This window comes from Sulfitobacter mediterraneus (genome assembly GCF_003054325.1).
GTDB lineage: Bacteria > Pseudomonadota > Alphaproteobacteria > Rhodobacterales > Rhodobacteraceae > Sulfitobacter > Sulfitobacter mediterraneus.
The window spans coordinates 106,743-129,405 of the sequence record NZ_QBKU01000006.1 but is presented as its reverse complement, the minus strand read 5'-3'; the positions used below and the strand labels follow the sequence as shown (position 1 = coordinate 129,405).

Here is a 22,663-nt window from a genome sequence, read left to right as displayed (position 1 = left end):
TGAGAACATGAGCGACAAGATTGCCTATAGCCGCCACGGAGATATCGCCGTGCTGCGCATCCAGAACCCGCCTGTCAACGCGTTGAGCCAAGCTGTGCGTCAGGGCCTGTCTGATGGTATGGCCCACGCCGAAGCGGATGATGGCGTTCGGGCGGTGCTGATCCTCGGCGATGGCCGTGCCTTTATCGCTGGTGCAGATATCACCGAATTTGGCAAACCCCCGATGGAGCCGAACCTGCCCGATCTGTGTACCCGTATCGAAGCCTCACCGCTGTTGGTCGTGGCCTCCATGCATGGGGTCAGCCTTGGCGGCGGTCTTGAGGTTGCGCTTTGCGCCCACTACCGGATCGCACAACCATCGGCCCGTGTGGGTCTGCCCGAAGTGCATCTGGGCATCTTGCCCGGTGCTGGTGGGACGCAGCGCTTGCCGCGTTTGACCGGCGCGGAAAAGGCGGTTGAGGCGATCACCTCAGGTCGCCACATCAAAGCGCCCGAGGCGCTGGAGATGGGCATCCTGGACCGTGTTGAAGAGGGCGATCCAGAGGCTGTTGGTCTAGCCTATACACAAGAATTGCTGGATCAGAATGCGCCGCGACGCCCGGTTAGCGAAATGCCTGCTGCGGAAGGGATCGATTGGGATGCCACCTATGACGCTGTGCTGAAAAAAGGCCGGGGTCAGATCAGCCCCGCCACTGCCGTTCGGGCGGTGCAAGCCGCCAGCGAACTGCCCTTTGCCCAAGGCATCCTGCGCGAGCGTGAATTGTTCATGGAGCTGATGAACACCGATCAGCGCAAAGGCATGATTCACGCCTTCTTTAACGAACGCGCCGTCAGCAATCTGCCGGAGCTTAAAGGCGTTGAACCCCGCGCCTTGCAATCCATCGGTGTGATCGGTGGCGGCACCATGGGGGCAGGCATCGCCACGGCGGCGCTGCTGTCTGGCTTTGGCGTGGTGTTGATCGAGATGAAAGAAGAATTTGCCGCCGCCGCCCGCGACCGCATTGCAGGCAACCTGCAAGGGGCCTTGAAGCGCGGCAAGATCAATCAAGCGAAATATGATGCCCTGACCACTCAGGCGCTGACCGTCTCAACCAATTACGACAGCCTGTCAGACGTCGATTTGGTCATCGAAGCGGTGTTTGAGGACATGTCCGTCAAACGCGAGGTGTTCGGCAAACTGGACGCGGCCTGCAAGCCCGGTTGCGTGCTGGCCTCCAACACCTCTTATCTGGATGTAAATGAGATCGCCGCCTGCACCTCGCGCCCGGCGGATGTGATTGGCCTGCATTTCTTTAGCCCGGCACATGTGATGAAATTGCTTGAGGTCGTGGTCGCCGATCAAACTGCGCCGGATGTTGTTGCCACGGGGTTTGCATTGGGCAAGGCGCTGGGCAAGGTCAGTGTGCGGGCCGGTGTCTGTGACGGCTTTATCGGCAATCGCATTCTGGCCACCTACCGCACTGCCGCCGATCACATGGTTCTGGACGGCGCGACACCCTATCAGATCGACAAAGCGTTGACGGACTTTGGTTTTGCTATGGGGCCGTTTGCCGTGGCCGATCTGGCGGGTCTCGACATTGGCTGGATGACACGCAAGCGCAAAGCGCCGGACCGCCATCCGCAGGAACGTGTGCCGACCTACATCGACCGGCTGTGCGAGCAGGGCCACTTTGGCCAGAAAACCGGCGAGGGCTATTACGTCTATGAAAAGGGCAAACGCGGCGGCACGCCCAATCCAAAAATTGCCGATCTGATCACCGCCGAACAGCAAGAGCTGGGAATTACGCCACGTCCTTTCACCGATCAGGAGATTGTACGCCGCTACATGTGTGCCATGGTAAACGAAGCGGCCAAGGTCGTGGGCGAAGGCATCGCCCGCCGCCCCTTGGACGTCGATATGACATTGCTCTTTGGATATGGTTTCCCGCGCTATTGGGGCGGGCCAATGAAATGGGCCGATATCCAAGGGCTGCCCGCTGTTCTGGCGGATATTGAAAGCTATGCAAAGGAAGATGCCTGGTTCTGGGAACCGGCGCCGCTTCTGAAACAACTGGCCTCCGAGGGCCGCACATTTGATGATTTGAACAAGGAACCCTTGAAATGAAACAAGCAGTTATCGTCTCTACCGCCCGCACGGGCCTTGCGAAGTCTTTTCGGGGTTCGTTCAACATGACCCATGGCGCCAGCATGGGCGGCCATGCGGTTGAACATGCAGTCAAACGGGCGGGCCTTGATCCGGCGCAGATCGAAGACATCTATATGGGCTGCGGCACGCCCGAGGGCGCGACCGGTGCCAACATCGCACGCCAGATCGGTCTGCGTGCGGGTCTGCCGATCACAACCTCCGGCGTCACGGTCAACCGGTTCTGTTCGTCTGGCCTGCAAACTGTGGCCATGGCCGCCAACGCCATCACCCAAGAGGGCGCAGGCCCGATGGTTGCAGGCGGGGTTGAGAGCATTTCAATGGTGCAGCCACATATGAAGCATGTGCCTGACCCATGGCTGCTTGAGAACAAGCCTGACGTCTACATGACCATGATCGAAACCGCCGACATCGTCGCCGAGCGTTATGGCCTCAGCCGCGAATACCAGGACGAATACGGCCTGCGCAGCCAGCAGCTGATCCATGAGGCACAACAGGCCGGCAAGTTCGACAATGAAATCGTGCCAATGACCACAACCATGGGCATGAAGAACAAAGAAACCGGCGAAGTGACCACTCATGAGGTTGTCGTGGACCGCGACGAATGCAACCGCCCCGGCACAACTATGGAAGGGCTCTCTGGCCTACAGCCCGTGCGCGAAGGTGGCTATGTCACCGCGGGCAATGCCAGCCAGCTCTCTGATGGCGCCGCCGCCGTTGTCGTGATGGACAGCAAGGAAGCCGAAATGGCCGGTCTTGAACCACTGGGCGCGTTCAAGGGCTTTGCCGTCGCGGGCTGCGAGCCTGACGAGATGGGCATCGGTCCGGTCTTTGCTGTGCCGCGTCTGCTGGAACGGCATGGCCTCAAGGTGGATGACATCGACCTGTGGGAACTGAACGAAGCCTTTGCCTCGCAGTGTCTCTATGCACGGGACCGTCTGGGCATCGACCCCGACAAATACAACGTCAACGGCGGCTCCATCGCCATCGGCCACCCCTTCGGCATGACCGGCGCGCGCCTGACAGGTCACCTCCTGCTTGAGGGCAAGCGTCGCGGTGCCAAACTGGGTGTTGTGACCATGTGCGTTGGCGGCGGCATGGGCGCTGCTGGCCTGTTCGAAATCTACTAAGGGAGCGGCCCGATGGACCTGCGTTACTCAGATGAAGACAAGGCTTTTCGCGACGAAGTCCGCAGCTTTCTTAAGGAAAAGCTGCCCAAGGAGTTCAGCGACAAGATCCGCAAAGGTCAGGAATTGGGCCGCGAAAATCAGGAACGCTGGCATGCGATCCTGAACGAGCAGGGCTGGCTTGCGCCGAACTGGCCCGCCTCCTTTGGCGGGGCGGAATGGAACGCGGTGCAGCGGCATATCTTCGAAGAAGAAGCCGCCGCCGCCAACGCCCCGCGCATCGTGCCCTTCGGCCTGTCGATGCTGGCCCCGGTGCTGCAAAAATTCGGCTCCAAGGAACAGCAGGACTATTGGCTGCCGCGCATTCTGTCGGGCGAAGACTGGTGGTGTCAGGGCTATTCCGAACCGGGCGCGGGGTCTGATCTGGCGTCTTTGAAAACCACGGCTGTATTGAATGATGCGGGCACCCATTATGTGGTGAACGGGCAAAAGACATGGACGACCCTTGGCCAGCACGCCAACATGATCTTCTGTCTGGTGCGCACCAACAAGGACGTCAAACAGCAAGAGGGCATTTCCTTTCTGCTGATCGACATGGACACACCCGGCGTCGAAGTGCGCCCAATCATCCTTTTGGATGGCACCCATGAGGTCAACGAGGTCTGGTTTACAGACGTCGAAGTGCCGGTGGAAAATCTGGTGGGCGAACAGGACAAGGGCTGGACCTACGCCAAATACCTGCTGACCCACGAACGGACCAACATTGCTGGCGTTGGCTTTTCTCAGGCCGGTCTGGCAGCAGTCAAACGAGTGGCCCGCGCCGAAATGGCAGGGGGTAAGCCCCTCGCGCAAAACCCGCATTTTGCCGCGCGCATGGCGCAGGTCGAGATTGATCTGATGGCAATGGCCACCACCAATCTGCGCATTATTTCGCAGGCCGCCGCCGGCAGCGCGCCGGGCGTTGAGGCGTCGATGCTCAAGGTCAAAGGCACCATCATCCGGCAAGAAATCAACGATCTGGCCCGCCGTGCGGTGGGGGCCTATGCGATGCCGTTCGCCTCAGAGGCGGTCGAGGGATCCAACGCGGGCTTGCCCGATCCTCATGACGCGGGGCCGGTGGCTGCGCAATATTTCAACTATCGCAAGCTGTCGATCTTTGGCGGCTCGAACGAGATCCAACGTGGCATCATTGCCAAAGTTAAGATGGGAGGTGGCGCATGAATTTTGACCTGACCGAAGAACGGCAAATGTTGCAGGACACCCTGCGCCGGTTCCTGCGTGATCGCTATGACACCGCAACACGGAACACTATTCTCGACAGCGACAGCGGCATGTCCGCAGACATCTGGGCGCAACTGGCCGAACTGGGCGTCATCGGCGCGCTTTTCACCGAAGAACAAGGCGGCTTTGGCGGCAAGGGCTTTGATCTGGCCGTGGTGTTTGAAGAACTGGGCCGCGCTGGCGTGGTAGAACCGGTCTTGGACAGTGCTGTTCTGGCGGGCGGCTTGCTGGCGGATCTCGGCAACGAGGCGCAGCAGGCGCATGTCGAAACCCTGATCGGCGGCGGGCTGCATATGGCCTTCGCCCATGGTGAACCCTCCAGCCGTTACGACCTGAACCGTGTGCAAACCACCGCCAAAACCGATGGCGATGCCATCGTGCTGAACGGTCACAAGGCCGTCGTCGCCAACGCCGAAGCTGCCGATTATCTGGTGGTCTCGGCCCGCGAAAGCGGCGCGGTGGATGACGAGGCGGGTATCTCGCTGTTCCTTGTGCCCTCGGATGCCAAAGGTCTCACCATCCAAGGCTACGCCTTGCTGGCTGGTGGCCGTGCTGCCGAAGTGATGCTCGACAATGTGCAGCTGACCGCCGCAGACCGTCTGGGCGAGGCAGGCAGTGCTTTCGCCGCGATCGAAGCGCGGATGGCCGCAGCCAGCGTCGCACAATGCGCCGAAACGCTGGGTGCGATGGAAACTGCGACAGAACTGACCCGCGACTACCTCGGTACCCGCAAACAGTTTGGTCGCCCCATCGGCACCTTTCAGGCACTGGCCCATCGGTTCTCTGACCTGCTGATCGAGATGGAGCAAGCCCGCTCTGCGGTGATCAACGCCGCGGGCCATCTTGAGGAAGACCGCAAACTGCGCGAAATCAACGTGTCCTCCACCAAGAACCTCATGGGACGCGCCGGTCGTCTGGTTGCCGAAGAAAGCATCCAGATGCACGGCGGCATCGCGATGACGCAGGAATATGAACTGGCTCATATCGCCAAGCGGATCACCATGGCCGATCACCGCTTTGGCGATACGGACCATCATCTTGAACGGTTCATTGCCCTTGTCGCCGCCTGATAACGATCACCTGATCCGCGACGAAACCGGCACGCAAACGCTGATCGGTTATGTCGTGGATGTGGGCGGGCAAAACGGACAGGGGCGGTGCTGGCTTGATATCGGGCCGCAACACACCAACCGCCACGGGGTGCTGCATGGCGGCATCGCAACCGCGATCTTGGACAACGCCAGCGGCACCACCGGATCACTGACGGTGGACGCCACAGGCAAAGCGCCATTTCTCACCGTGACCCTGACAACCCAATTTGTCGCGCCGGTTGGCATTGGCAAGCGGGTCACGGCGACGGGCCGCGTCACGGGGGGCGGGCGCAGCATTCTGTATATCGCCGCCGATCTGGTCGACGAAGATGGCCGCCTTATCGCCAGCTCCACCGGCGTATTCAAACGGGTCCCTAAGGAACGACTGACATGACCGCACGGATCGAAGACAAAGGTGATCGACTGATCATATGGAATGGCAACACCGCCAAACGGGGGGCGCTGTCGCCGGAACTTTATGAGTGTATCGCGGCGGCAATGGAACAAGCGAAAGATCCCCGCATTCGCGCCGTGATCTTGACTTCCGAAGGTGGGTTTTTCTGTGCAGGCGGCGATCTGAACGTGCTGATCGCCCGGCGCAAAATGGCTGAGGCAGACCGCCGCGACCGCATTGATGATCTGCACGACCTGGTCCGCAGCATCCGCGCCTGCCCGGTGCCGGTGATCGCCGCCGTCGAAGGAGGCGCAGCAGGGGCCGGCCTGTCTTTGGCGCTGGCATGTGATCTGATCGTGGCAAGTGAGACCGCTAAGTTCACAGCCGCCTATGTCAAGGCAGGGCTGGTGCCAGATGCGGGCCTAACCGCCGCGCTGGCCCGGATGATCCCGCGTCCACTGGCGATGGAAATGTGCCTGATGGGCCGCCCCGTCATGGCTCAACGATTTGCGGATCTGGGCGCGGTCAATCTGATCTGCCCAGAAGGTCAGGCCATGACCGAAGCCATGGCACTGGCCGATGCGCTCGCCGCCGGTCCGCGCACCGCCCAAGGCGTTATTCGCGGACTTGTAGACGCTGCTTATGACGTGACCGAAGCCGCGCAGCTTGATGCCGAACGCGATGCCATGGCTCATGCCGCCGGACAGGCCGAAGCCGCCGAAGGCATTGCGGCATTCTTGGAAAAGCGGCCGCCAAATTACCGCTGATCACGCAGCCAACGACAGGGAGGGAAACACATGCAACGGGTTGAGGATTTTCTAGCCGATCAAGTGCAAAAGGCCCCCGATGCCCTGTCATTGACTGACAGCATCGGCACCCGTTGGAGCTTTGCCGATCTGGATGCCGCAAGCACTGATCTGGCCGGGCAGCTAACCAAAGCGGGCGTGCAGGCCAATGACCGGGTGCTGATGCTTTCGGAAAACTGCGCCGCTGCGGTCGCTGGGCTCTTTGCTTGCTGGAAGCTGGACGCCGTGGTGATCCCGGTCAACGCCCGCCAATCCGCCGCCGAGGTGGACCGGGTCGTGGCGCACGCTGCCCCGGCAGCAGTGGTGATGACGGAGGCCGTGTCGGCCGATGCAGCCGCACATGCGGGCCGGATGCAGGCCAGCGCGATCTCGGGCCGGTTTGGAACATTGCAACTGGCCACCCCAATGCCCAGCCAACCCGACGCCGATTTGGCCGATGTGGCTGTCCTGCTCTACACCACAGGGACGACCGGCGACCCCAAGGGCGTGATGTTGACCCATGCCAATCTGCGCTTCGGCGGCAAGGCTTCGGCGCACCTGCGCAATATGACCCCAAACGATCTGATCTACGGCGTGCTGCCGATCACCCATGTCTTTGGTCTGGCCTCTGTTGTCACTGCGTCTTGCTATGCCGGTGCCTCTGTGCGGCTTGAGGCACGGTTCTCGGCCGCGAAACTGTTTGAGGCGCTCAATGAGGGTGTCACGCTCCTGTCAGCTGTGCCGCAGATGCATGCTTTGCTGATGCAATACACCAAAGAACAAGGCCTTGATCGGCTCGGCTCGCCCGACCTGCGCTATGTGTCCTCGGGCGCAGCACCCCTTGACCCGGCCTGGAAACGCAAGGCCGAGGCATTCTACGGCGTTGCCCTGCAAAACGGCTATGGCATGACCGAAACCACCGCCGGCGTCTGCGCATCGAACAATCCCATCGGATCGCCGGATATCTCGGTTGGTCCTTGCCTGCCCGGCGTGGAGGTGATGATCGACGACAGCGTGCCGGGCGGCCATGATGGCACCGGCGAGGTGCTGACGCGCGGCGCGCATATCATGAAGGGCTATTACCGAAACCCTGAGGAAACCGCCAAAGTGCTGTCTTCCGATGGCTGGATGCGCACCGGCGATCTGGGCAAGATCGACAAAAACGGCTTTCTGCACATCCTTGGCCGCTCAAAAGAGCTGATCATCCATGGCGGGTTCAACGTTTACCCACCCGAGGTTGAGGCGGCGCTGAATGACCATCCGCAGGTGATCCAATCCGCCGTCATTGGCCGGATGAAAGATGGCGATGAACAGGTGCTGGCCTTTGTGCAAATTGCCGAAGGCGATGACCTGACCGCAGATGCGCTCCGAGATTTTGTGCGCGACCGCCTGACCGGCTACAAACGGCCTGCGCAAATCATACTCGGTACAGCGTTGCCCGCCGCGCCTACTGGTAAAATTCTCAAACACAAGCTGCTCGACACATTTGCCGATCAACTGACCTGACAAATTTTGCGCCGCCGCCCCTTCATTTGGCCAAAAAACCTCCGGGGGGACGCGCCGCAGGCGCGGTGGGGGCTGGCCCCCATTCCGCCCTTCGATCCAAACAAATGGCTTAGGCGTAGACGCCCGCCGCCGCCTCACGGATCGCCTTGATATTGGTGCCGTAGGGGGCAGGATCGCTGACCGATCCGCCTTTGAACACGGCCGATCCCGCGACCAAAACATCAGCCCCGGCCTGTGCCACAATCGGCGCTGTGCTTGGGTCCACGCCGCCATCAATCTCGATATGCACGGGCCGGTCCCCGATCATTGAGCGCAATGTTTTGATCTTGTCGCTCATGTCGATGAATTTCTGTCCGCCAAAGCCGGGGTTCACGGTCATCACACAGATCAGGTCCGTCAGGTCCAGCAGATGCGCGACGGCCTCTGCGGGGGTGCCGGGGTTCAGCGCGACACCGGCCTTGGCCCCTGCGCCGCGAATGGCTTGTAAGGTGCGGTGGATGTGCGGGCCGGCCTCCACATGGGCGGTGATCACATCCGCGCCAGCGTTTGCAAAGGCATCAATGTAGGGATCGACCGGCGCGATCATCAAATGCACATCCATCACGCCTTTGATATGCGGACGGATCGCGGCGCAGGTGGTTGGGCCAAAGCTGATGTTGGGCACAAAATGCCCGTCCATCACATCCACATGCACCCAATCGGCGCCCTGTGCCTCGATGGCCTCACATTCGGCACCGAAGTTGGCGAAATCGGCGGCAAGGATCGACGGAGCAATTTTGATGGAACGGTCAAAGGTCATGGCGCTTGTCCTATGTTGGCAGTTTGGCCGCGTCTTAGCGGGTCGATGGCTGTGTGACCAGTGCAGACTGGCCCAAGATGCACAATGGCCGCAGGCTTCAGACCTGATAATAGGCTCGGTACCAATCGACAAAAGCCTGCAAGCCGTCCTTGATATCCGTGGTGGGACGGTCCCCGATGAGCGCGGTCAGCAGCCGGGTGTCCGCCCATGTGGCAGGTACGTCGCCGGGTTGCATATCGTGAAATGTCTTGATCGCCTCGCGCCCGCAAGCGCCTTCAATCGCGGCAATGAAATCAAGAAGTTTCACCGGGCTGTCATTGCCGATATTCACCACCCGGAACGGCGCCACGGTTGAGACATTGTCATACTCCACCGGTGCGGCGGGGTCGGGGCGTTTGTCAATCAGTGCAAGGATCGCGCCAACCAGATCATCGACATAGGTAAAGTCGCGCTGCATCTGGCCGTGGTTGTAAATGTCGATGGGATCGCCATTCAGGATCGCCTTGGTGAACTTGAAATGCGCCATATCAGGGCGGCCCCATGGCCCGTAAACCGTAAAGAAACGGAACATGGTCGTGGGCAGTCCGTAAAGATGGGCATAGCTGTGCGCCATCGTCTCGCCCGCCTTTTTGGTTGCGGCGTAGAACGACATCGGGCTGTCTACCTTGTCAGTCTCGGCATAGGGCAGGTCGGTGTTGGCCCCGTAAACCGATGAGCTGGACGCCAGCAACAGGTGCTCCGGCGGGAAGGTCCGCGCGGCCTCAAGCAATTCGAACGTGCCGATCAGGTTCGCCTCCACATAGGCACGCGGCATATGCAGCGAATGGCGCACGCCGGCCTGTGCGGCCAGATGCACCACGATATCGGGCCGGTGCTGTTCAAACAGGGTCAGCAACACACCGGGCGTTTCGATCTTTTCGTTCACCACCTGAAACGCAGGGTAATCCAGCAACATCTCCTGCCGCCGTTTCTTGAGCCCGACATCGTAGTAGTCCGACAGGCTGTCCAGCCCGATCACCTGCCACCCCGCATCCAGCAGGGCGCGAGACGTGAAATAGCCGACAAAACCGGATGATCCAGTAACAAGAGCGGTTTTCAAAGGTCGATCTCCAGTGTCGCGCCCTCTTGGGCGGCGCGGGATTGGCACAGGATCATGGAGGTCTCACGCTGTTTGGCCGACAAAACAAAATCGCGGTGTTCCACATCGCCAGACTTCACCCCGCATTTGCACACGCCGCAGATCCCGTCAGAGCATTTGATGTCCACAGGCACCCCTGCCGCAATCAGCGCGTCCGAGGCCGATTGATCCGCCGCGACAGCAATGTCGCGGCCTGTGGATAGGCGCAGGGTAAAGGGAGTGTTCACGTATTCAGGCAGTTCCGGCGTTGAGAAATATTCAAGATGCCGCGCGTCTTCGGGCACCCCCGCAGCCTCGGCCGCGTCCATGACCGATTGCATATAGGCATCCGGACCGCAGGTGTAAACGTGGCTGCCCGCAGGTAAGGCGGACATCAGCGCAGGCAGGTCCGCGCGGCTGCCCTCATCCGACAGATGCAGATGCACCTGATCGGCCCAAGGCATTTGCGACAAAAACGCCAGAAACGCCGCTGATGCGCGGGTCGATGACGAATAATGCAGGGCAAAAGGTTTGCCCAAAGTATGCAGGCGGTGCGCAAAGGCGATCATCGGCGTCACGCCGATCCCGCCACCCATCAGCAGGGTTTTGGCGGCGTCTTCGACCAGCTCAAAGTGGTTCACAGGTTTGGAAACAAACACCCGCCGCCCCTTGGTGAACACCCGGTGCAACAAGGCCGATCCGCCGCGCCCCTGATCCTCTCGCAACACGGCAATCCGGTAGCGGCTGCGGTCTGCGGGATCACCCAACAGGGAATAGGGCCGCAAGAATTCAGGGGCGACCACCAGATCCAGATGCGCCCCAGCCGTCCATTCCGGCAGGTCATGCCCCTCTGGATGAGCGAAATCATATAGGGTCACCCCGTCGCTCATCTTTTCGGCATTCACGATGCGCAGATCAAGAACCGGCGCATCGCTGCCGACATCGTAAAGATGCAGGTGGTCTGTCTCGCCTCGTGCGGATTTCGCACGATGTTCATCGGCAGTGATCAGATCGGCATGCGCCTTGATCCCGGCCTCGCGGTTCATCGGATCGGGATAGGGCCACGGATGCGCGGCCAGTGGCGCGGGATAAACGGCCAGCGTCTGATCCTCAAACTTCAGGTCCAAATCGGTTTGCAGATCGCGGGCATTCACCGGCGCTGTGGGCGTGTCATAGCTGCCATCATCCTGAAGCTCGACATCCCACCACCACTTTTTCACCGGGTTCAACCGGCCCTTGCCGACTTTGTCGTCCAGCTTGGCCAGCATCGGCGCGGCCTGCGGGATATGCGTGGCGGCCCAGCGGAACGGTGCCTCTGCAAAAAGCCCCTCAAGGTTCCACGGACAGGTTTTCATACAACGTCCGCACATCGCGCCGCCCTGATTGGTGATCCGGTAGGTGGCACATTTCTGGCTGTCGGATTTCCAGATCTCATAGCCGTTGAACATTTTTTTCGGCCCGGCAGTGATCGCACCGGAGGGGCATTCACGGGCGCATTTGTTGCAGGCCTCGCAGAATTTTTGCAGGCCAAAATCAATCGGCTTGTCATGGGTGACGGGCAGGGTGGTTGTCACCACACCGGATTTGAGGCGCGGCCCCAGGAACGGGTTGAGGATCACCTCGCCAATGCGGCTGACCTCGCCCATGCCTGCCAGCAACAGCAAGGGCGGCTGCAACACATCACCGTCCATCACCGTATGGGCCTTGGACGGATAGCCAAGGTTGCGCAGATGTTGGGCCAGTACCCCGCCCAGCATCGAGAACCGCAAATAGGCTCGCATGCTTTGCGACACCGCAATCCAATCGTCGCCTGACGACCCCTCCATCGTGTCAAACCCCTGATCAATGATCATGCTCAGGGATTGATCATGGGGCGGATCAATCGGCGTGCCGGTGGCGTCATGGCTGTACCATGTCCAATCGGGGCAGGCCGAAATGCCCGCCGCATCCGCGCCCAGAAAATAGCTTGCCGCCTTGAGGTTGGCGGCGTTGCGTGTCGCGTCATGCTGCGCCGGTTCAGGATGCACCGCGCCGTCCTGCAACAGGATCAACGCACCAAGCAACCGGCGCTGCGCGGCGGCTGGGGCCGATTTGACCACGTGATGGCCGCCCTTCATGGCGTTTTGCACTTTTGGCCCCATATCGCCGAATTGCCCGCGTGCAAACAGATCGGCGCGTTTGGGCACACGCGGTACATTCGCCGCGTCGATATAGGTGGTCGGATCATCTACCCGTTTGAGGGTCTCAAACGGGTGCGGTCCTTGGGCATAGCCGCGTTTGGCATAAGGGTCGTGATCGCGAGCGCTGGTCCCGCCGTGGGTGCCAAGCTGCCAGTGCGGCCCTTTGAGCGCCGCCCATGGCTGTTCGCGCAATGGTGCCAGCGGCAGATCATCGGCAAGGCTCATGTCGGTTGTCACCACGGCGAGGCCGAACCGATCCCCGATCCAGGGCGCTTGCAATGTGCCGCTCTCCCAGACCGCCAGACCTGCCGCAATCGCCAGCTTGCCCAGATGCACATCCGATGTGGTCGCCGAATGCACCCGCGCATCAAAGCCAAGCTGCCGGATGTATTCGGCCAGCACGGTGGCATTTTCGCTGGCCCGCAGGCAGGCCCGTTCGGCCTGTGCATCCATGATCCAATCGCTGCCCGGCTCGTCGGCATTTGGATCGCGTGGAAAAGCTGTCAGGATCACCATCGCATGGCGGTGATCGCCAAGTGGTTGCGCCGGGGCTTCGGCGGCATCGCGCAGGTTTGCCATGATCACATCGACCCCGGCGGCCAATGTCTTGGTCTGACGCTCGCGCAGGTCGCGGGCCAGTGCATCGGTGGCAGGGTTGTGCCGGGGCCGGGCCAGCCGCGCCGCATCCGGCAGGGCGCAAATGCCGATCATGCTGGCATCGTTGTAATAGCCAAAGGACTTTAGGTGCTGGCTGCGCGCCAACGGATCATCGGGGATCGCGGCCCTTGCCGGATTGACCTTGCCGCTGCGCACCACATCCATCATCGCCTGAAACGGACCCATGGCATTGACGATGCTTGCCGGATCTTCAGGCCGATCAAAGCTGAGCGTTGGAAAAGGCAGGTCTGGCAGCTGCGTCAAGGGTGCACTCAACCGGCGCAGCCGTTCCAGTGGATAAGTACCCATATGCATGGGGCGCGATTTGGACGAGAAAAATTTCATGCCACAGCAGGTGCCACAGCAGCGCGTGAATTGCCAGTGCTGCGCTTGACTCTGCCGGACCGCCTTGACCATGCTACCGCCAGATATGGGGAGTAGGAACATGATCACTTTTAACCGCCGCCAGACATTGGCCACGATGGGCGCTGCCGCCGCTGTTGGCCTTGCCGCGCCCGCGATTGCACAAAACAAGAAGATCGTTGTGGGGGCATTGCGCTTTACCAGCCATTCCGGCAGCTTTGTCGCCTTTGAGCGGGATTATTTCAAAGAGGCCGGTCTCGATGTTGAACTGCGGTTCTTTCAGGCCGCGCAACCGATGGCGGTGGCGATTGCCAGCGGCGATGTCGACTATGCCGTGACAGCCATCTCTGGTGGTCTGGTGTCACTGGCGCAAAAGGGCGCGATCAAGGTGATCGGCGGCGCATTGCAAGAAGAGGCCGGCATCGACGGTCAAAAGTTCCTCGTCTCTGACGCGGCCTATCAGGCGGGTGTCACATCCCCGGCGATGCTGGATGGCAAAAGCTATGGCATCACGCAGGCTGGATCGTCATTCCACTATATGGGGTCCAAAATGGCCGCCGCAGAGGGTATCAACCTGACCTTCAAGCCGCTGCAAAAGGTCGGCGCGATCATTGGTGCGTTGAAATCTGGCCAGATTGATGCCTGGTCCATCGTGCCGCATATCGCCAAACCGCTGTCGGGGTCAGGCGCGGTGCATATCATCGGCAATGTGGCCGATTATCTGCCCGATTATCAGGTCACAACCGTCTTTACCTCGGCCAAAAACGCCAGCGAAGACCGGGATCTGACGCAAAGCTTTTTGAACGGGTTCTCCAAAGGGGTTGCGGACTACAACAGCGCGATGATTGCCAAGGACGGCGGTGAGGATGGCGTGAATGCAATGGTCGATCTGATTCACAAATATGTTTACACCGACCGCCCCCGCGAAAAGGCCGCGCCGTCGATCATCAACGGCACGATGCGCCTCAATGAAGGGGCCGCGCTGAATGTGGCATCGGTCGCAGATCAGCTGAGCTGGTTCCAGTCCGAGGGTCTGGTGGATGCGGACATCACGCTGGATCAGCTGATTGACACCTCCTACGTCAAAACGATGGGCGCGTAACAGCCGCACATCGAGTGAAACAAGGGCCGGGCTGTCCGCCTGGCCCTTTGCTTTTTAAGGCAGTGCCATGGACCTGAGACTGGACAACATCAGCCACCACTACGGCGAGACCGAGGTGTTGCGTGACATTTCGCTGGAAATTCCATCGGGGCAGATTGTCTGTCTTGTCGGCCCATCAGGCTGTGGCAAGTCCACCCTGCTGCGTCTGATTGGTGGGTTGGAAGAACCCGGCGGCGGGCAGGTGTTGCAACTGGGCGATGCACCGGAGGATTGCCTGAACCCGCTGACCTATATCTTTCAGGATTTTGCCCTGCTGCCATGGCGGACGGTGCGCGGCAATATTGCGCTGGCGCTTGAGGATCACCGAATGGGAGCGGCAGCGCGGGATGATATCATCGCCGATGTACTGGCCCGCACCAAGCTGAGCGAGTTTGCCGATGCGCTGCCTAAACAATTGTCGGGCGGGATGAAACAAAGGGTGGCCATCGCCCGTGCACTGGCGGTGCGACCGGCGGTAATGCTGATGGATGAACCCCTGTCGGCATTGGACAGCCAGACCCGCGAATTGCTGATGGATGATCTGGTTGGCCTATGGACACGGCAACCGTTCACCGCCGTCTATGTCACCCACAACCTCGCCGAAGCTGTGCGTCTGGGGCACAAGATTGTCGTGCTGTCCCGCAGGCCGGGGCAAATCCGCGAGGTTGTCACGCTGGACACGCCTCTGACAGACCGCGCTTACGGCGATGCCGCGCTTGAGGAACAGCAACAATACCTTTGGGGGTTGATGCGCGAAGAGGCCGCAGCTGCCGATGCGGAGCTCATTCATGTCTGAGAGTGAAATGAAGCAGGCAAAAAAGGTCACTTTTCGGGGCGGCGGTTTCATCACTCAGCGTAAACGCGGGGTCGGGGTGGTGGTGTTTGTGCTGTTGATCCTGCTGGCCGAATGGGGCACGCGCAGCGGTGTGATTTCGGCGCTGACCCTGCCGAGGCCGAGCGATGTGGCGGCGACCTTTGGTGAGCTTTATGCATCCGGCCTGCTGTTCAAACATTTGATACCCTCGCTGACACGGCTGGTGATTGGGGCCAGCATGGGCGCGGTGATCGGCATATCAGTTGGCGTGTTGATCGGGCTCTTTAGCCTTGCACGAGCCGGTCTGGTGCCACTGGTCGCGGCGATCTTCCCCATTCCCAAAATCGCGCTGCTGCCGCTGTTTGTGATCTGGTTCGGGATTGATGAGGCCAGCAAATACGCGCTGATTGCCTTTGGTACTTTCACCCCCACGGTGGTGGCGGCCTATGCGGCAGTGGACAATGTGGATCGCAGCCTGATCCGCATGGGTCAAAGCTTTGGCCTTGGCTGGTGGTCGATTGTGAGCAAGATTGTGCTGCCCGGCGCCATGCCCGGAATCCTGTCGGGGCTTCGGGTGTCGCTGACCATTGCGATTATCCTGTTGGTGGCGGCGGAAATGCTGGGCGCGGAATACGGTATCGGTGCCTATATTCTGGAGGCGGGCAGCCTTTATGATCTGGAGCGTCTGTTCGCAGGAGTGGTGATACTGTCACTGCTTGGTGTTGCTGTGTCATCGGCCATCGCCGCGCTGGAACGGCGGGTGTTGCGTTGGCGGGTGTGAGGGCAAAAGGGGGCCAGCCCCCATCGCCGCTTGCGCGGCGATCCCCCCGGAATATTTGACTGCCAAAAAGGGGGAGGGGCGGCAGCCCCCGAAAGGCGGGACATGTCTGGCAGCGGGTATGAAACCTGTTATCAATGCAAGAAACTCTAAAAGCGGACCAAGCATGACTGATCATTCCACCACCCATGACGCCGAAGAAGACATCCGCAACCGTGACATCAAGATCTATGTGAACGGCGAGATCGTGCACCGCGATGCGGCCAAGGTCTCGGTCTATGACAGCGGCTTTATGCTAGGTGACGGGATCTGGGAGGGGATGCGCCTTTATGACGGGGTCTGGGCGTTTTTTGATGAACATATGGACCGGTTTTTCGGGTCGTGCAAAACTATTGCGATGGACGTGGAAATGGACCGCGCGGGCATTGCCGAGGCGCTGCGTCAGACAGCCGCGGCGAACGGGATGACCGATGATGTACATTGCCGCTTGATGCTGACGCGGGGGATCAAGGACAAGCCGTTCCAGCACCCCGCGCTGAGCACATCTGGCCCGACGTTGGTGATCATCATGGAGCATTCCAAGCCGGTGAACCGCCTGCAATCGGCGGGCATATCATTGGCCACGGTGCCGCAGGTGCGCGGCTTGCCCAATAGCCAGGATCCCAAGCTGAACAGCCATTCCAAGCTCAACTGTATCATCGCCTGTTTGCAGGCCGAGGCGGCGGGCGCGGATGAGGGGCTGATGCTGGACCCGCATGGATTTGTGAACACCACCAACGCCTGCAACTTTTTCATTGTGCGCGGCGGGGCAGTTTGGACCTCGACCGGGGATTACTGCATGAACGGTGTTACCCGGCAAAAGGTGATTGATCTGTGCCGTGCCAATGAAATTCCGGTGTTTGAAAAGAACTTCTCGCTTTATGAGGCTTATAGTGCGGATGAGGCGTTCTTGACCGGAACCTTTGGGGCGCAAACCCCGGTGGCGACCATCGATGGCAAGCCGATTGGTGACGGGGATCGGCCTGTGACGGCGCAGTTGCAGGCGCTTTATAAGGCGCTGATTGCGGATCATGTGGCGGCAAAAACCGCCCGTTGATCGGCGGGCCTATTGGCGGCATTAGCCCTTTGGTAGATCGCCGATCAAGATGGCGCGAAAATCATTCACGTTGGTGCCTGTGGGGCCGGTGACAAAGAGGCCATCTATGGCCTTGAAGGCGCTATAGGCATCATTGCGGCCAAGATATGCGATGGGGTCGAGGCCCGCCTCCCGCATTCGGCTGGCTGTATTGCCATCGACAAAGGCACCAGCGTTGTCTTCGGAACCATCGATCCCGTCCGTGTCCGCGGCAAGGGCGCTGATGCCCGGCTGACCATCAAGGGCGATGGCGAGGCTCAGCTGAAACTCGCTGTTGCGGCCGCCGCGGCCTTTGTGGCGCAGGGTCACGGTGGTTTCACCGCCCGAAAGGATCACCAGCGGCGCGGCGTAGGGTGTGCCGGACTTGGCGGTGTGCAGGGCGATGGCGCTGTGTACTTGTGCTACATCTCGCGCTTCGCCCTCGATGGCGTCTGACAGGATCCAAGGCTGTATGCCGCATGACTGCGCGACGTCAGCGGCGGCCTGCAGGGAAAGCGCGGCGGAGGCGATGACCTTGGTCGTAACATGAGGCGCTGGGCGATCCGGGGTGCTGGCCCTGTTTTCAAGGTAATCCATACAACGGTCCGGCAGGACAATGCCGCGCGCGCGGATCATCGCCCGCACATCTGCAATGGCGGGGCGCCCCGGTACAGTTGGCCCGGAGGCCACTTCGCCCGGTGCATCACCCGGTACGTCCGACACGATCAGTGAACAGACCTGCGCAGGGGCGGCCAGTTCGGCCAGACGTCCGCCGTTGATCCCGCTAAAGCATTTGCGAATGTCGTTCATCACCGAGATCGGCGCACCCGAGGCCAGCAGCGCCTCGTTCAACTGTTGCAAATCCTCAAGCGTTAAGCCGTGCGGAGGGTCCGGCAACAAAGACGAACCGCCACCGCAGATCAGCGCGATCACCAGATCATCCGGGCCAAGATTACGCACAGCATCCTTGAGCGCTTCAGCGGCCTGAAGGCCAGCGGCATCCGGCACGGGATGGGCCGCTTCGACTACCCGAATGGTTTCGCAAGGGGCGGCGTAACCATAGCGAGTGACGACCACGCCTTCAAACGGAGCGGGCCAGAGTTGCTCAAAAGCTTGGGCCAATTGCGCCGCGCCTTTGCCTGCACCGATGACAACCGTGCGGCCCTTGGGCGGGTCCGGCAGGTTGCCCTGCAACGCTTTGAGCGGATCGGCGGCGGCGACAGCTGCGTCAAACAGGCTGGCGAGGAAATCTCTTTTGGGATCGCGCATTTGCCCTCCTCAAGATTGTTGTCAGCTGAGGCCAAAAATATCGCGGGTAAAGACTTTGCCTGCCACATCATCCAGATCTTCGGAAGCGCGGTTTGCCACAACCACATCACTGCGCTGTTTGAAGGTCGCCAGATCGTTGATGACCGAGCACCCCATAAACGTGGCATCCTCAAGCGCGGGCTCATAAATCACAACATCAATGCCAGCGGCGCGGATACGGCGGATCACGCCTTGGACTGAGCTTTGGCGGAAGTTGTCGGATCCTGCTTTCATCACCAGACGGTGAATGCCCACGACCTGCGGGTTCTTTGCGACGATCTGCCCTGCAATGAAATCCTTGCGCGTGCGGTTGGCGTCAACCACGGCCCGCATCAGGTTTTGCGGCACATCGGAATAATTCGCCAGCAGCTGTTTGGTGTCTTTGGGCAGGCAATAGCCGCCATAGCCAAACGATGGGTTGTTGTAATGGGTGCCAATTCGTGGATCGAGGCCGATGCCCTCAATGATTTGGCGGGCGTCCATGTCTTGGCTCAGGGCATAGCTGTCCAGCTCATTAAAGAAGGCAACGCGCATGGCCAGATAGGTGTTGGCAAACAGCTTGATCGATTCCGCCTCTTCCGCGCCAGTGAACAACAGCGGGATGTTCCGGGCTTCTGCACCTTGCACCAGCAGATCGGCAAAGCTGCGGGCGGCCGGGGTTTCGGCGCCGACCACGATGCGAGAGGGGTGCAGGTTGTCATGCAGTGCCATGCCCTCGCGCAGAAATTCGGGGCAGAACAGGATGTTGTCTGATCCGGTGGCGCCGCGCATGCGGGTGATGAACCCAACCGGAACGGTGGATTTGATCACAACTGTCGCGTCTGGCGCGTCTCGGACGGCGGCGTGGATCACGGCCTCAACTGATGAGGTGTCAAAGAAGTCGGTTTTTGGGTCGTAATCCGTGGGCGTGGCAACTACGACAAAGGCGGCCCCTGTCATTGCGGCGGCGCTGTCGGTTGTGGCGGTCAGATCGAGATCTTTGGTGGCGAGCCAATCTTCCAGCTTGGGGTCTTCGATCGGGGATTGGCGCGCATTCAACTGCGCCACGCGGTCTGGGTTGAGATCCACAGCAACAACGCTGTTGTGCTGGGCCAACAAAACGGCATTGGACAGACCCACATAACCGATACCGAATACGGCAATTTTCATGTCAATGCTGCCCGCCCTAAAAACCGTGGCACCTTAGTGTCATATCGGCTTTGGGGTGGCAATGATCAGCTGCTTTCGGGGGAAATTACCTCTGGTTGTTTGGCCTGTGCTGTGGATACTGAAGGGCAGGGGGAACGCCAGTGAATATTCTGTTTATTATGTATGACCAGTTGCGGTTCGACTATCTAAGCTGTGCGGGGCACCCGCATTTGCACACGCCAAACTTTGACCGTGTCGCGCAGATGGGCGTGCGGTTTTCCAACGCCTATGTGCAGTCACCGATCTGCGGTGCCAGCCGGATGTGTTATTATACGGGCCGCTACGCATCAAGCCACGGCGCACAATGGAACGGCTTCCCCCTTCGAGTGGGAGAGCAGACCATCGGCGATCATCTGCGCAAACTTGGCATGGACTGCTGGCTGATTGGCAAGACCCACATGGTGGCGGATGCGGACGGCATGGCGCGGCTTGGGCTGAGTGCGGACAGCACCATCGGCGCACGGCAGGCCGAATGCGGGTTTGATGCATGGGTGCGCGATGACGGGCTGTGGGGCGAGGGGCCGGACGGGTTCTATGACGAAAAACGTTCTCCCTATAACGAATATCTCAAGGGCAAAGGCTACGACAGCGAGAACCCCTGGGCCGATTATGCCAATGCCGGAATTGAGGATGAACAAATTGCATCAGGCTGGATGTTCCGCAATGCGGATAAGCCCGCAAATATCCGTGAAGAGGACAGCGAAACCCCTTGGCTGACCAGCAAAACCATTGAGTTTATCGAAGAACACGACGGCCCGTGGTGTGCCCATGTCAGTTTTATCAAACCGCACTGGCCCTATATCGTGCCTGCGCCCTATCATAACATGTACGGCGCGAACCATGTACCGCAACCGCGCCGCGCCGATGTGGAACGCGATGATCCGCATCCTGTTTTCGGGGCCTATATGGAAAACAAGGTCGCCAGCGCGTTTCAGCGCGAAGAGGTCCGGCAAAAGGTGATCCCGGCCTATATGGGGCTGATCAAGCAATGTGATGATCAATTGGGTCGTCTGCTCGATCATCTGGAAGATACTGACCGTTTGAAAGACACGATGATCGTGTTGACCTCGGACCATGGGGATTACCTGGGCGATCACTGGTTGGGTGAGAAAGATCTGTTCCACGAACAATCGGTGAAGGTGCCGATGATCATCTACGATCCGCGCAGCGCTGCGGATACGGCGCGGGGCACGACCTGTGACGCTTTGGTGGAAAGCGTCGATCTCGCCGCAACCTTTGTCGAAGCGGCAGGTGGCAAGGTGCCCGATCACATCATTGAGGGCCGGTCCCTGATCCCGTGGTTGCACGGCGAGGTGCCGGACTGGCGCGAATACGCGATCAGCGAATATGACTATTCGGCCACCCCGCAAGCGGTCAAACTGGGTCTGCGCCCGCGCGACGCACGATTGTTCATGGTGTTTGATGGCCGATACAAGTTGATGCACGCCGAGGGCGGGTTCCGCCCGATGCTGTTTGATCTGCAAGCCGATCCGGACGAATTCCATGACCTGGCCAAGGGCGGCAAGCATCACCCCGAGATGGACCGTCTTTATGATATGTTGGCGCAATGGGGGCGGCGAATGTCACAGCGGGTGACGCGGTCCGAAGATGACATCGAGACCATGCGCGGCAAATCCGGGCGCCGGGGAATCCTGCCGTTTATGTATGACGGTAGCGAGGTGCCTGATGAATTGACGGTGAAGTATCGCGGCACGGTCCGGCAGGATCACGTGAAAGGGGATGATAAAGGCAGCTGATGGGGCGCCACGATTCTTTTAAAGAAACCGGTCCTGACCCTAAACTGGCGGTGCAAATCCCAGGATCAATTGCCGCAGCCCAATCGCAGCACCGGCCAGAATGCACAGCAGAGTGATCGGCGCACTATAGGCCAGCACCGAAAAGGCGGAGATGCCTTGGCCTACGCTGCATCCAACTGCGACAACCGCGCCCATCCCCATCAAGGCCGCCCCAAAAAGCTGCCTGCCCAGCTCTCGTGGGTCATCGCAGGCCTCCCAGCGGAAATGCCCCTTGAACAGACTGCCCAGAAACGCCCCAAGCAGGACGCCGATCACCGATCCGGTGCCAAAACTGATGGTGTTGCCAGAGGACGTCATCGCATAAAGCATGGTTTCCCCGATGGGCGCGGAAAACGTGTGACTGACCACCGACGTTGCGTCAAATCCATGTGCCGCAACCCATTGTGTGCCCGCCCAGCCCGAGACGATGGAAAGGCCCACAACTGCGCCCCAGAACACATGGCTGAAAGATCGCCGCATATCGCGATTGACCAAAGTCAGTGCCAGAATGACCGCGCCGATCGCCATGCCAGCAACGTTTACGGATAGACCCGAAAGCGCGGACAGCGCCTGCGCATAACTGGAGGTTGCGGCGGGATGTACATAGGTGCCAAAGGCCCAGATGCGCAGACCAGACAAAGGCCCGCCCAAGGTGACATAGGCCGAAAGCCCCATCACCAGAACAATCAAGAAGGACCGCAGATCACCGCCACCGAGCCGCGCCAATGCGCCGTAACCGCAGTTGCCCGCCAAGGCCATTCCATAGCCAAAAACCAACCCGCCAAGAACAGAACCGACGATATTCCAGTCGCGGGTCATATACAGCGTCTCGCCCAGATCCAGCAGACCTGCCGCCGACAACCCAAAGGTGCCGATCACCGCAACGCCAATGGCAATGCCCCACATCCGCAGACGCAAGGCGCTTTCGCCGTAATAAAGATCTTCAATTGCGCCCAATGTGCAAAACCGCCCGATGCGGGCCGCCAGACCCAGAAACACGCCGCCTACAAGGCCGATCAGCGCAACCAGTGCAGGTTCGGAAAAGACATCAAACATGGCTTGGCCCTCTGGTTGCAGTGGG

The 22,663-nt window shown here is 60.1% G+C and carries 18 protein-coding genes; 12 read left to right on the top strand and 6 right to left on the bottom strand.

The genetic code is table 11. The features are described from left to right. Window positions 1-7: 7 nt before the first annotated feature. Genes C8N31_RS11440 through C8N31_RS11410 form a run of 7 tightly spaced genes read left to right on the top strand, consistent with a single transcriptional unit; the run spans window position 8 to window position 8,327 of the window. Window positions 8-2,104 (top strand): 3-hydroxyacyl-CoA dehydrogenase NAD-binding domain-containing protein, encoded by a 2,097-nt coding sequence (locus C8N31_RS11440; protein ID WP_025049652.1) that lies wholly within the window; start codon window positions 8-10, stop codon window positions 2,102-2,104. After that, window positions 2,101-3,273 carry an acetyl-CoA C-acyltransferase gene (locus C8N31_RS11435; protein ID WP_025049653.1) on the top strand — a complete coding sequence of 391 codons (1,173 nt, stop codon included), beginning with the start codon at window positions 2,101-2,103 and terminating at the stop codon, window positions 3,271-3,273. The genes C8N31_RS11440 and C8N31_RS11435 overlap by 4 nt, the downstream gene beginning before the upstream one ends. 12 nt (window positions 3,274-3,285) lie before the next feature. After that, window positions 3,286-4,491 (top strand): acyl-CoA dehydrogenase family protein, encoded by a 1,206-nt coding sequence (locus tag C8N31_RS11430; RefSeq protein WP_025049654.1) that lies wholly within the window; start codon window positions 3,286-3,288, stop codon window positions 4,489-4,491. Beyond that, window positions 4,488-5,621 (top strand): acyl-CoA dehydrogenase family protein, encoded by a 1,134-nt coding sequence (locus C8N31_RS11425; RefSeq protein WP_025049655.1) that lies wholly within the window; start codon window positions 4,488-4,490, stop codon window positions 5,619-5,621. Before C8N31_RS11430 ends, C8N31_RS11425 begins: the two co-directional genes overlap by 4 nt. Further along, entirely contained in the window at window positions 5,608-6,036 is a 429-nt protein-coding gene (locus C8N31_RS11420; RefSeq protein ID WP_231476900.1) for a PaaI family thioesterase, read from the top strand. Before C8N31_RS11425 ends, C8N31_RS11420 begins: the two co-directional genes overlap by 14 nt. Next, on the top strand, window positions 6,033-6,803 hold the full coding sequence (locus C8N31_RS11415) for an oxepin-CoA hydrolase, alternative type (RefSeq protein WP_025049657.1): 771 nt from the start codon (window positions 6,033-6,035) through the stop codon (window positions 6,801-6,803). The genes C8N31_RS11420 and C8N31_RS11415 overlap by 4 nt, the downstream gene beginning before the upstream one ends. Window positions 6,804-6,833: 30 nt before the next feature. Then, window positions 6,834-8,327, top strand: coding sequence for a class I adenylate-forming enzyme family protein (locus tag C8N31_RS11410; protein WP_025049658.1), 1,494 nt, complete (start codon window positions 6,834-6,836; stop codon window positions 8,325-8,327). 109 nt (window positions 8,328-8,436) lie between these two features. Here C8N31_RS11410 and rpe read toward each other — a convergent pair whose 3' ends face one another. From rpe to C8N31_RS11395, 3 genes are all read right to left on the bottom strand, one after another. Then, window positions 8,437-9,126 carry a ribulose-phosphate 3-epimerase gene (gene rpe / locus C8N31_RS11405; RefSeq protein WP_025049659.1) on the bottom strand — a complete coding sequence of 230 codons (690 nt, stop codon included), beginning with the start codon at window positions 9,124-9,126 and terminating at the stop codon, window positions 8,437-8,439. Window positions 9,127-9,223: 97 nt separating this feature from the next. After that, entirely contained in the window at window positions 9,224-10,225 is a 1,002-nt protein-coding gene (locus C8N31_RS11400) for an NAD-dependent epimerase/dehydratase family protein (RefSeq protein WP_025049660.1), read from the bottom strand. Further along, window positions 10,222-13,425: a 2Fe-2S iron-sulfur cluster-binding protein gene (locus C8N31_RS11395; protein ID WP_025049661.1), complete on the bottom strand. Its 3,204-nt coding sequence runs from the start codon at window positions 13,423-13,425 to the stop codon at window positions 10,222-10,224. The genes C8N31_RS11400 and C8N31_RS11395 overlap by 4 nt, the downstream gene beginning before the upstream one ends. A gap of 100 nt (window positions 13,426-13,525) precedes the next feature. Between C8N31_RS11395 and C8N31_RS11390 the strand changes: the two genes are divergently transcribed. From C8N31_RS11390 to C8N31_RS11375, 4 genes are all read left to right on the top strand, one after another. Beyond that, window positions 13,526-14,545: an ABC transporter substrate-binding protein gene (locus C8N31_RS11390; RefSeq protein WP_025049662.1), complete on the top strand. Its 1,020-nt coding sequence runs from the start codon at window positions 13,526-13,528 to the stop codon at window positions 14,543-14,545. A 67-nt stretch (window positions 14,546-14,612) separates the two neighbouring features. Beyond that, entirely contained in the window at window positions 14,613-15,380 is a 768-nt protein-coding gene (locus C8N31_RS11385; RefSeq protein ID WP_025049663.1) for an ABC transporter ATP-binding protein, read from the top strand. Continuing rightward, the gene (locus C8N31_RS11380; protein ID WP_025049664.1) at window positions 15,373-16,179 is read left to right on the top strand and encodes an ABC transporter permease; all 807 of its coding nucleotides are present in this window, start codon (window positions 15,373-15,375) and stop codon (window positions 16,177-16,179) included. The genes C8N31_RS11385 and C8N31_RS11380 overlap by 8 nt, the downstream gene beginning before the upstream one ends. A gap of 163 nt (window positions 16,180-16,342) precedes the next feature. After that, window positions 16,343-17,272, top strand: a complete 930-nt coding sequence (locus tag C8N31_RS11375) for an aminotransferase class IV (RefSeq protein WP_025049665.1) — start codon at window positions 16,343-16,345, stop codon at window positions 17,270-17,272. Window positions 17,273-17,293: 21 nt separating this feature from the next. Here the strand turns inward: C8N31_RS11375 and C8N31_RS11370 are convergent, their stop codons facing one another. Together C8N31_RS11370 and C8N31_RS11365 are read right to left on the bottom strand one after the other, a co-directional pair. Beyond that, window positions 17,294-18,559 carry a glycerate kinase type-2 family protein gene (locus tag C8N31_RS11370; protein ID WP_025049666.1) on the bottom strand — a complete coding sequence of 422 codons (1,266 nt, stop codon included), beginning with the start codon at window positions 18,557-18,559 and terminating at the stop codon, window positions 17,294-17,296. Window positions 18,560-18,580: 21 nt separating this feature from the next. Beyond that, on the bottom strand, window positions 18,581-19,747 hold the full coding sequence (locus C8N31_RS11365) for a nucleotide sugar dehydrogenase (RefSeq protein ID WP_025049667.1): 1,167 nt from the start codon (window positions 19,745-19,747) through the stop codon (window positions 18,581-18,583). A 140-nt stretch (window positions 19,748-19,887) separates the two neighbouring features. On the opposite strand from C8N31_RS11365, the gene C8N31_RS11360 reads away from it, so the two are divergent. Next, window positions 19,888-21,543 carry a sulfatase-like hydrolase/transferase gene (locus C8N31_RS11360; protein ID WP_025049668.1) on the top strand — a complete coding sequence of 552 codons (1,656 nt, stop codon included), beginning with the start codon at window positions 19,888-19,890 and terminating at the stop codon, window positions 21,541-21,543. A gap of 39 nt (window positions 21,544-21,582) precedes the next feature. Here the strand turns inward: C8N31_RS11360 and C8N31_RS11355 are convergent, their stop codons facing one another. Continuing rightward, window positions 21,583-22,638, bottom strand: a complete 1,056-nt coding sequence (locus C8N31_RS11355; RefSeq protein ID WP_025049669.1) for a YeeE/YedE family protein — start codon at window positions 22,636-22,638, stop codon at window positions 21,583-21,585. Window positions 22,639-22,663: the final 25 nt, after the last annotated feature.

What these genes read in the sequence shown, in the direction of transcription:
- C8N31_RS11380 (WP_025049664.1), top strand. Translation starts at nt 15,373, where the DNA reads ATGTCTGAGAGTGAAATGAAGCAGGCAAAAAAGGTCACTTTTCGGGGC.
- C8N31_RS11430 (WP_025049654.1), top strand. Translation starts at nt 3,286, where the DNA reads ATGGACCTGCGTTACTCAGATGAAGACAAGGCTTTTCGCGACGAAGTC.
- C8N31_RS11355 (WP_025049669.1), bottom strand. Translation starts at nt 22,638, where the DNA reads ATGTTTGATGTCTTTTCCGAACCTGCACTGGTTGCGCTGATCGGCCTT.
- C8N31_RS11425 (WP_025049655.1), top strand. Translation starts at nt 4,488, where the DNA reads ATGAATTTTGACCTGACCGAAGAACGGCAAATGTTGCAGGACACCCTG.
- C8N31_RS11390 (WP_025049662.1), top strand. Translation starts at nt 13,526, where the DNA reads ATGATCACTTTTAACCGCCGCCAGACATTGGCCACGATGGGCGCTGCC.
- C8N31_RS11365 (WP_025049667.1), bottom strand. Translation starts at nt 19,747, where the DNA reads ATGAAAATTGCCGTATTCGGTATCGGTTATGTGGGTCTGTCCAATGCC.
- C8N31_RS11440 (WP_025049652.1), top strand. Translation starts at nt 8, where the DNA reads ATGAGCGACAAGATTGCCTATAGCCGCCACGGAGATATCGCCGTGCTG.
- C8N31_RS11385 (WP_025049663.1), top strand. Translation starts at nt 14,613, where the DNA reads ATGGACCTGAGACTGGACAACATCAGCCACCACTACGGCGAGACCGAG.
- C8N31_RS11395 (WP_025049661.1), bottom strand. Translation starts at nt 13,425, where the DNA reads ATGAAATTTTTCTCGTCCAAATCGCGCCCCATGCATATGGGTACTTAT.
- rpe (WP_025049659.1), bottom strand. Translation starts at nt 9,126, where the DNA reads ATGACCTTTGACCGTTCCATCAAAATTGCTCCGTCGATCCTTGCCGCC.
- C8N31_RS11435 (WP_025049653.1), top strand. Translation starts at nt 2,101, where the DNA reads ATGAAACAAGCAGTTATCGTCTCTACCGCCCGCACGGGCCTTGCGAAG.
- C8N31_RS11370 (WP_025049666.1), bottom strand. Translation starts at nt 18,559, where the DNA reads ATGCGCGATCCCAAAAGAGATTTCCTCGCCAGCCTGTTTGACGCAGCT.
- C8N31_RS11410 (WP_025049658.1), top strand. Translation starts at nt 6,834, where the DNA reads ATGCAACGGGTTGAGGATTTTCTAGCCGATCAAGTGCAAAAGGCCCCC.
- C8N31_RS11415 (WP_025049657.1), top strand. Translation starts at nt 6,033, where the DNA reads ATGACCGCACGGATCGAAGACAAAGGTGATCGACTGATCATATGGAAT.
- C8N31_RS11375 (WP_025049665.1), top strand. Translation starts at nt 16,343, where the DNA reads ATGACTGATCATTCCACCACCCATGACGCCGAAGAAGACATCCGCAAC.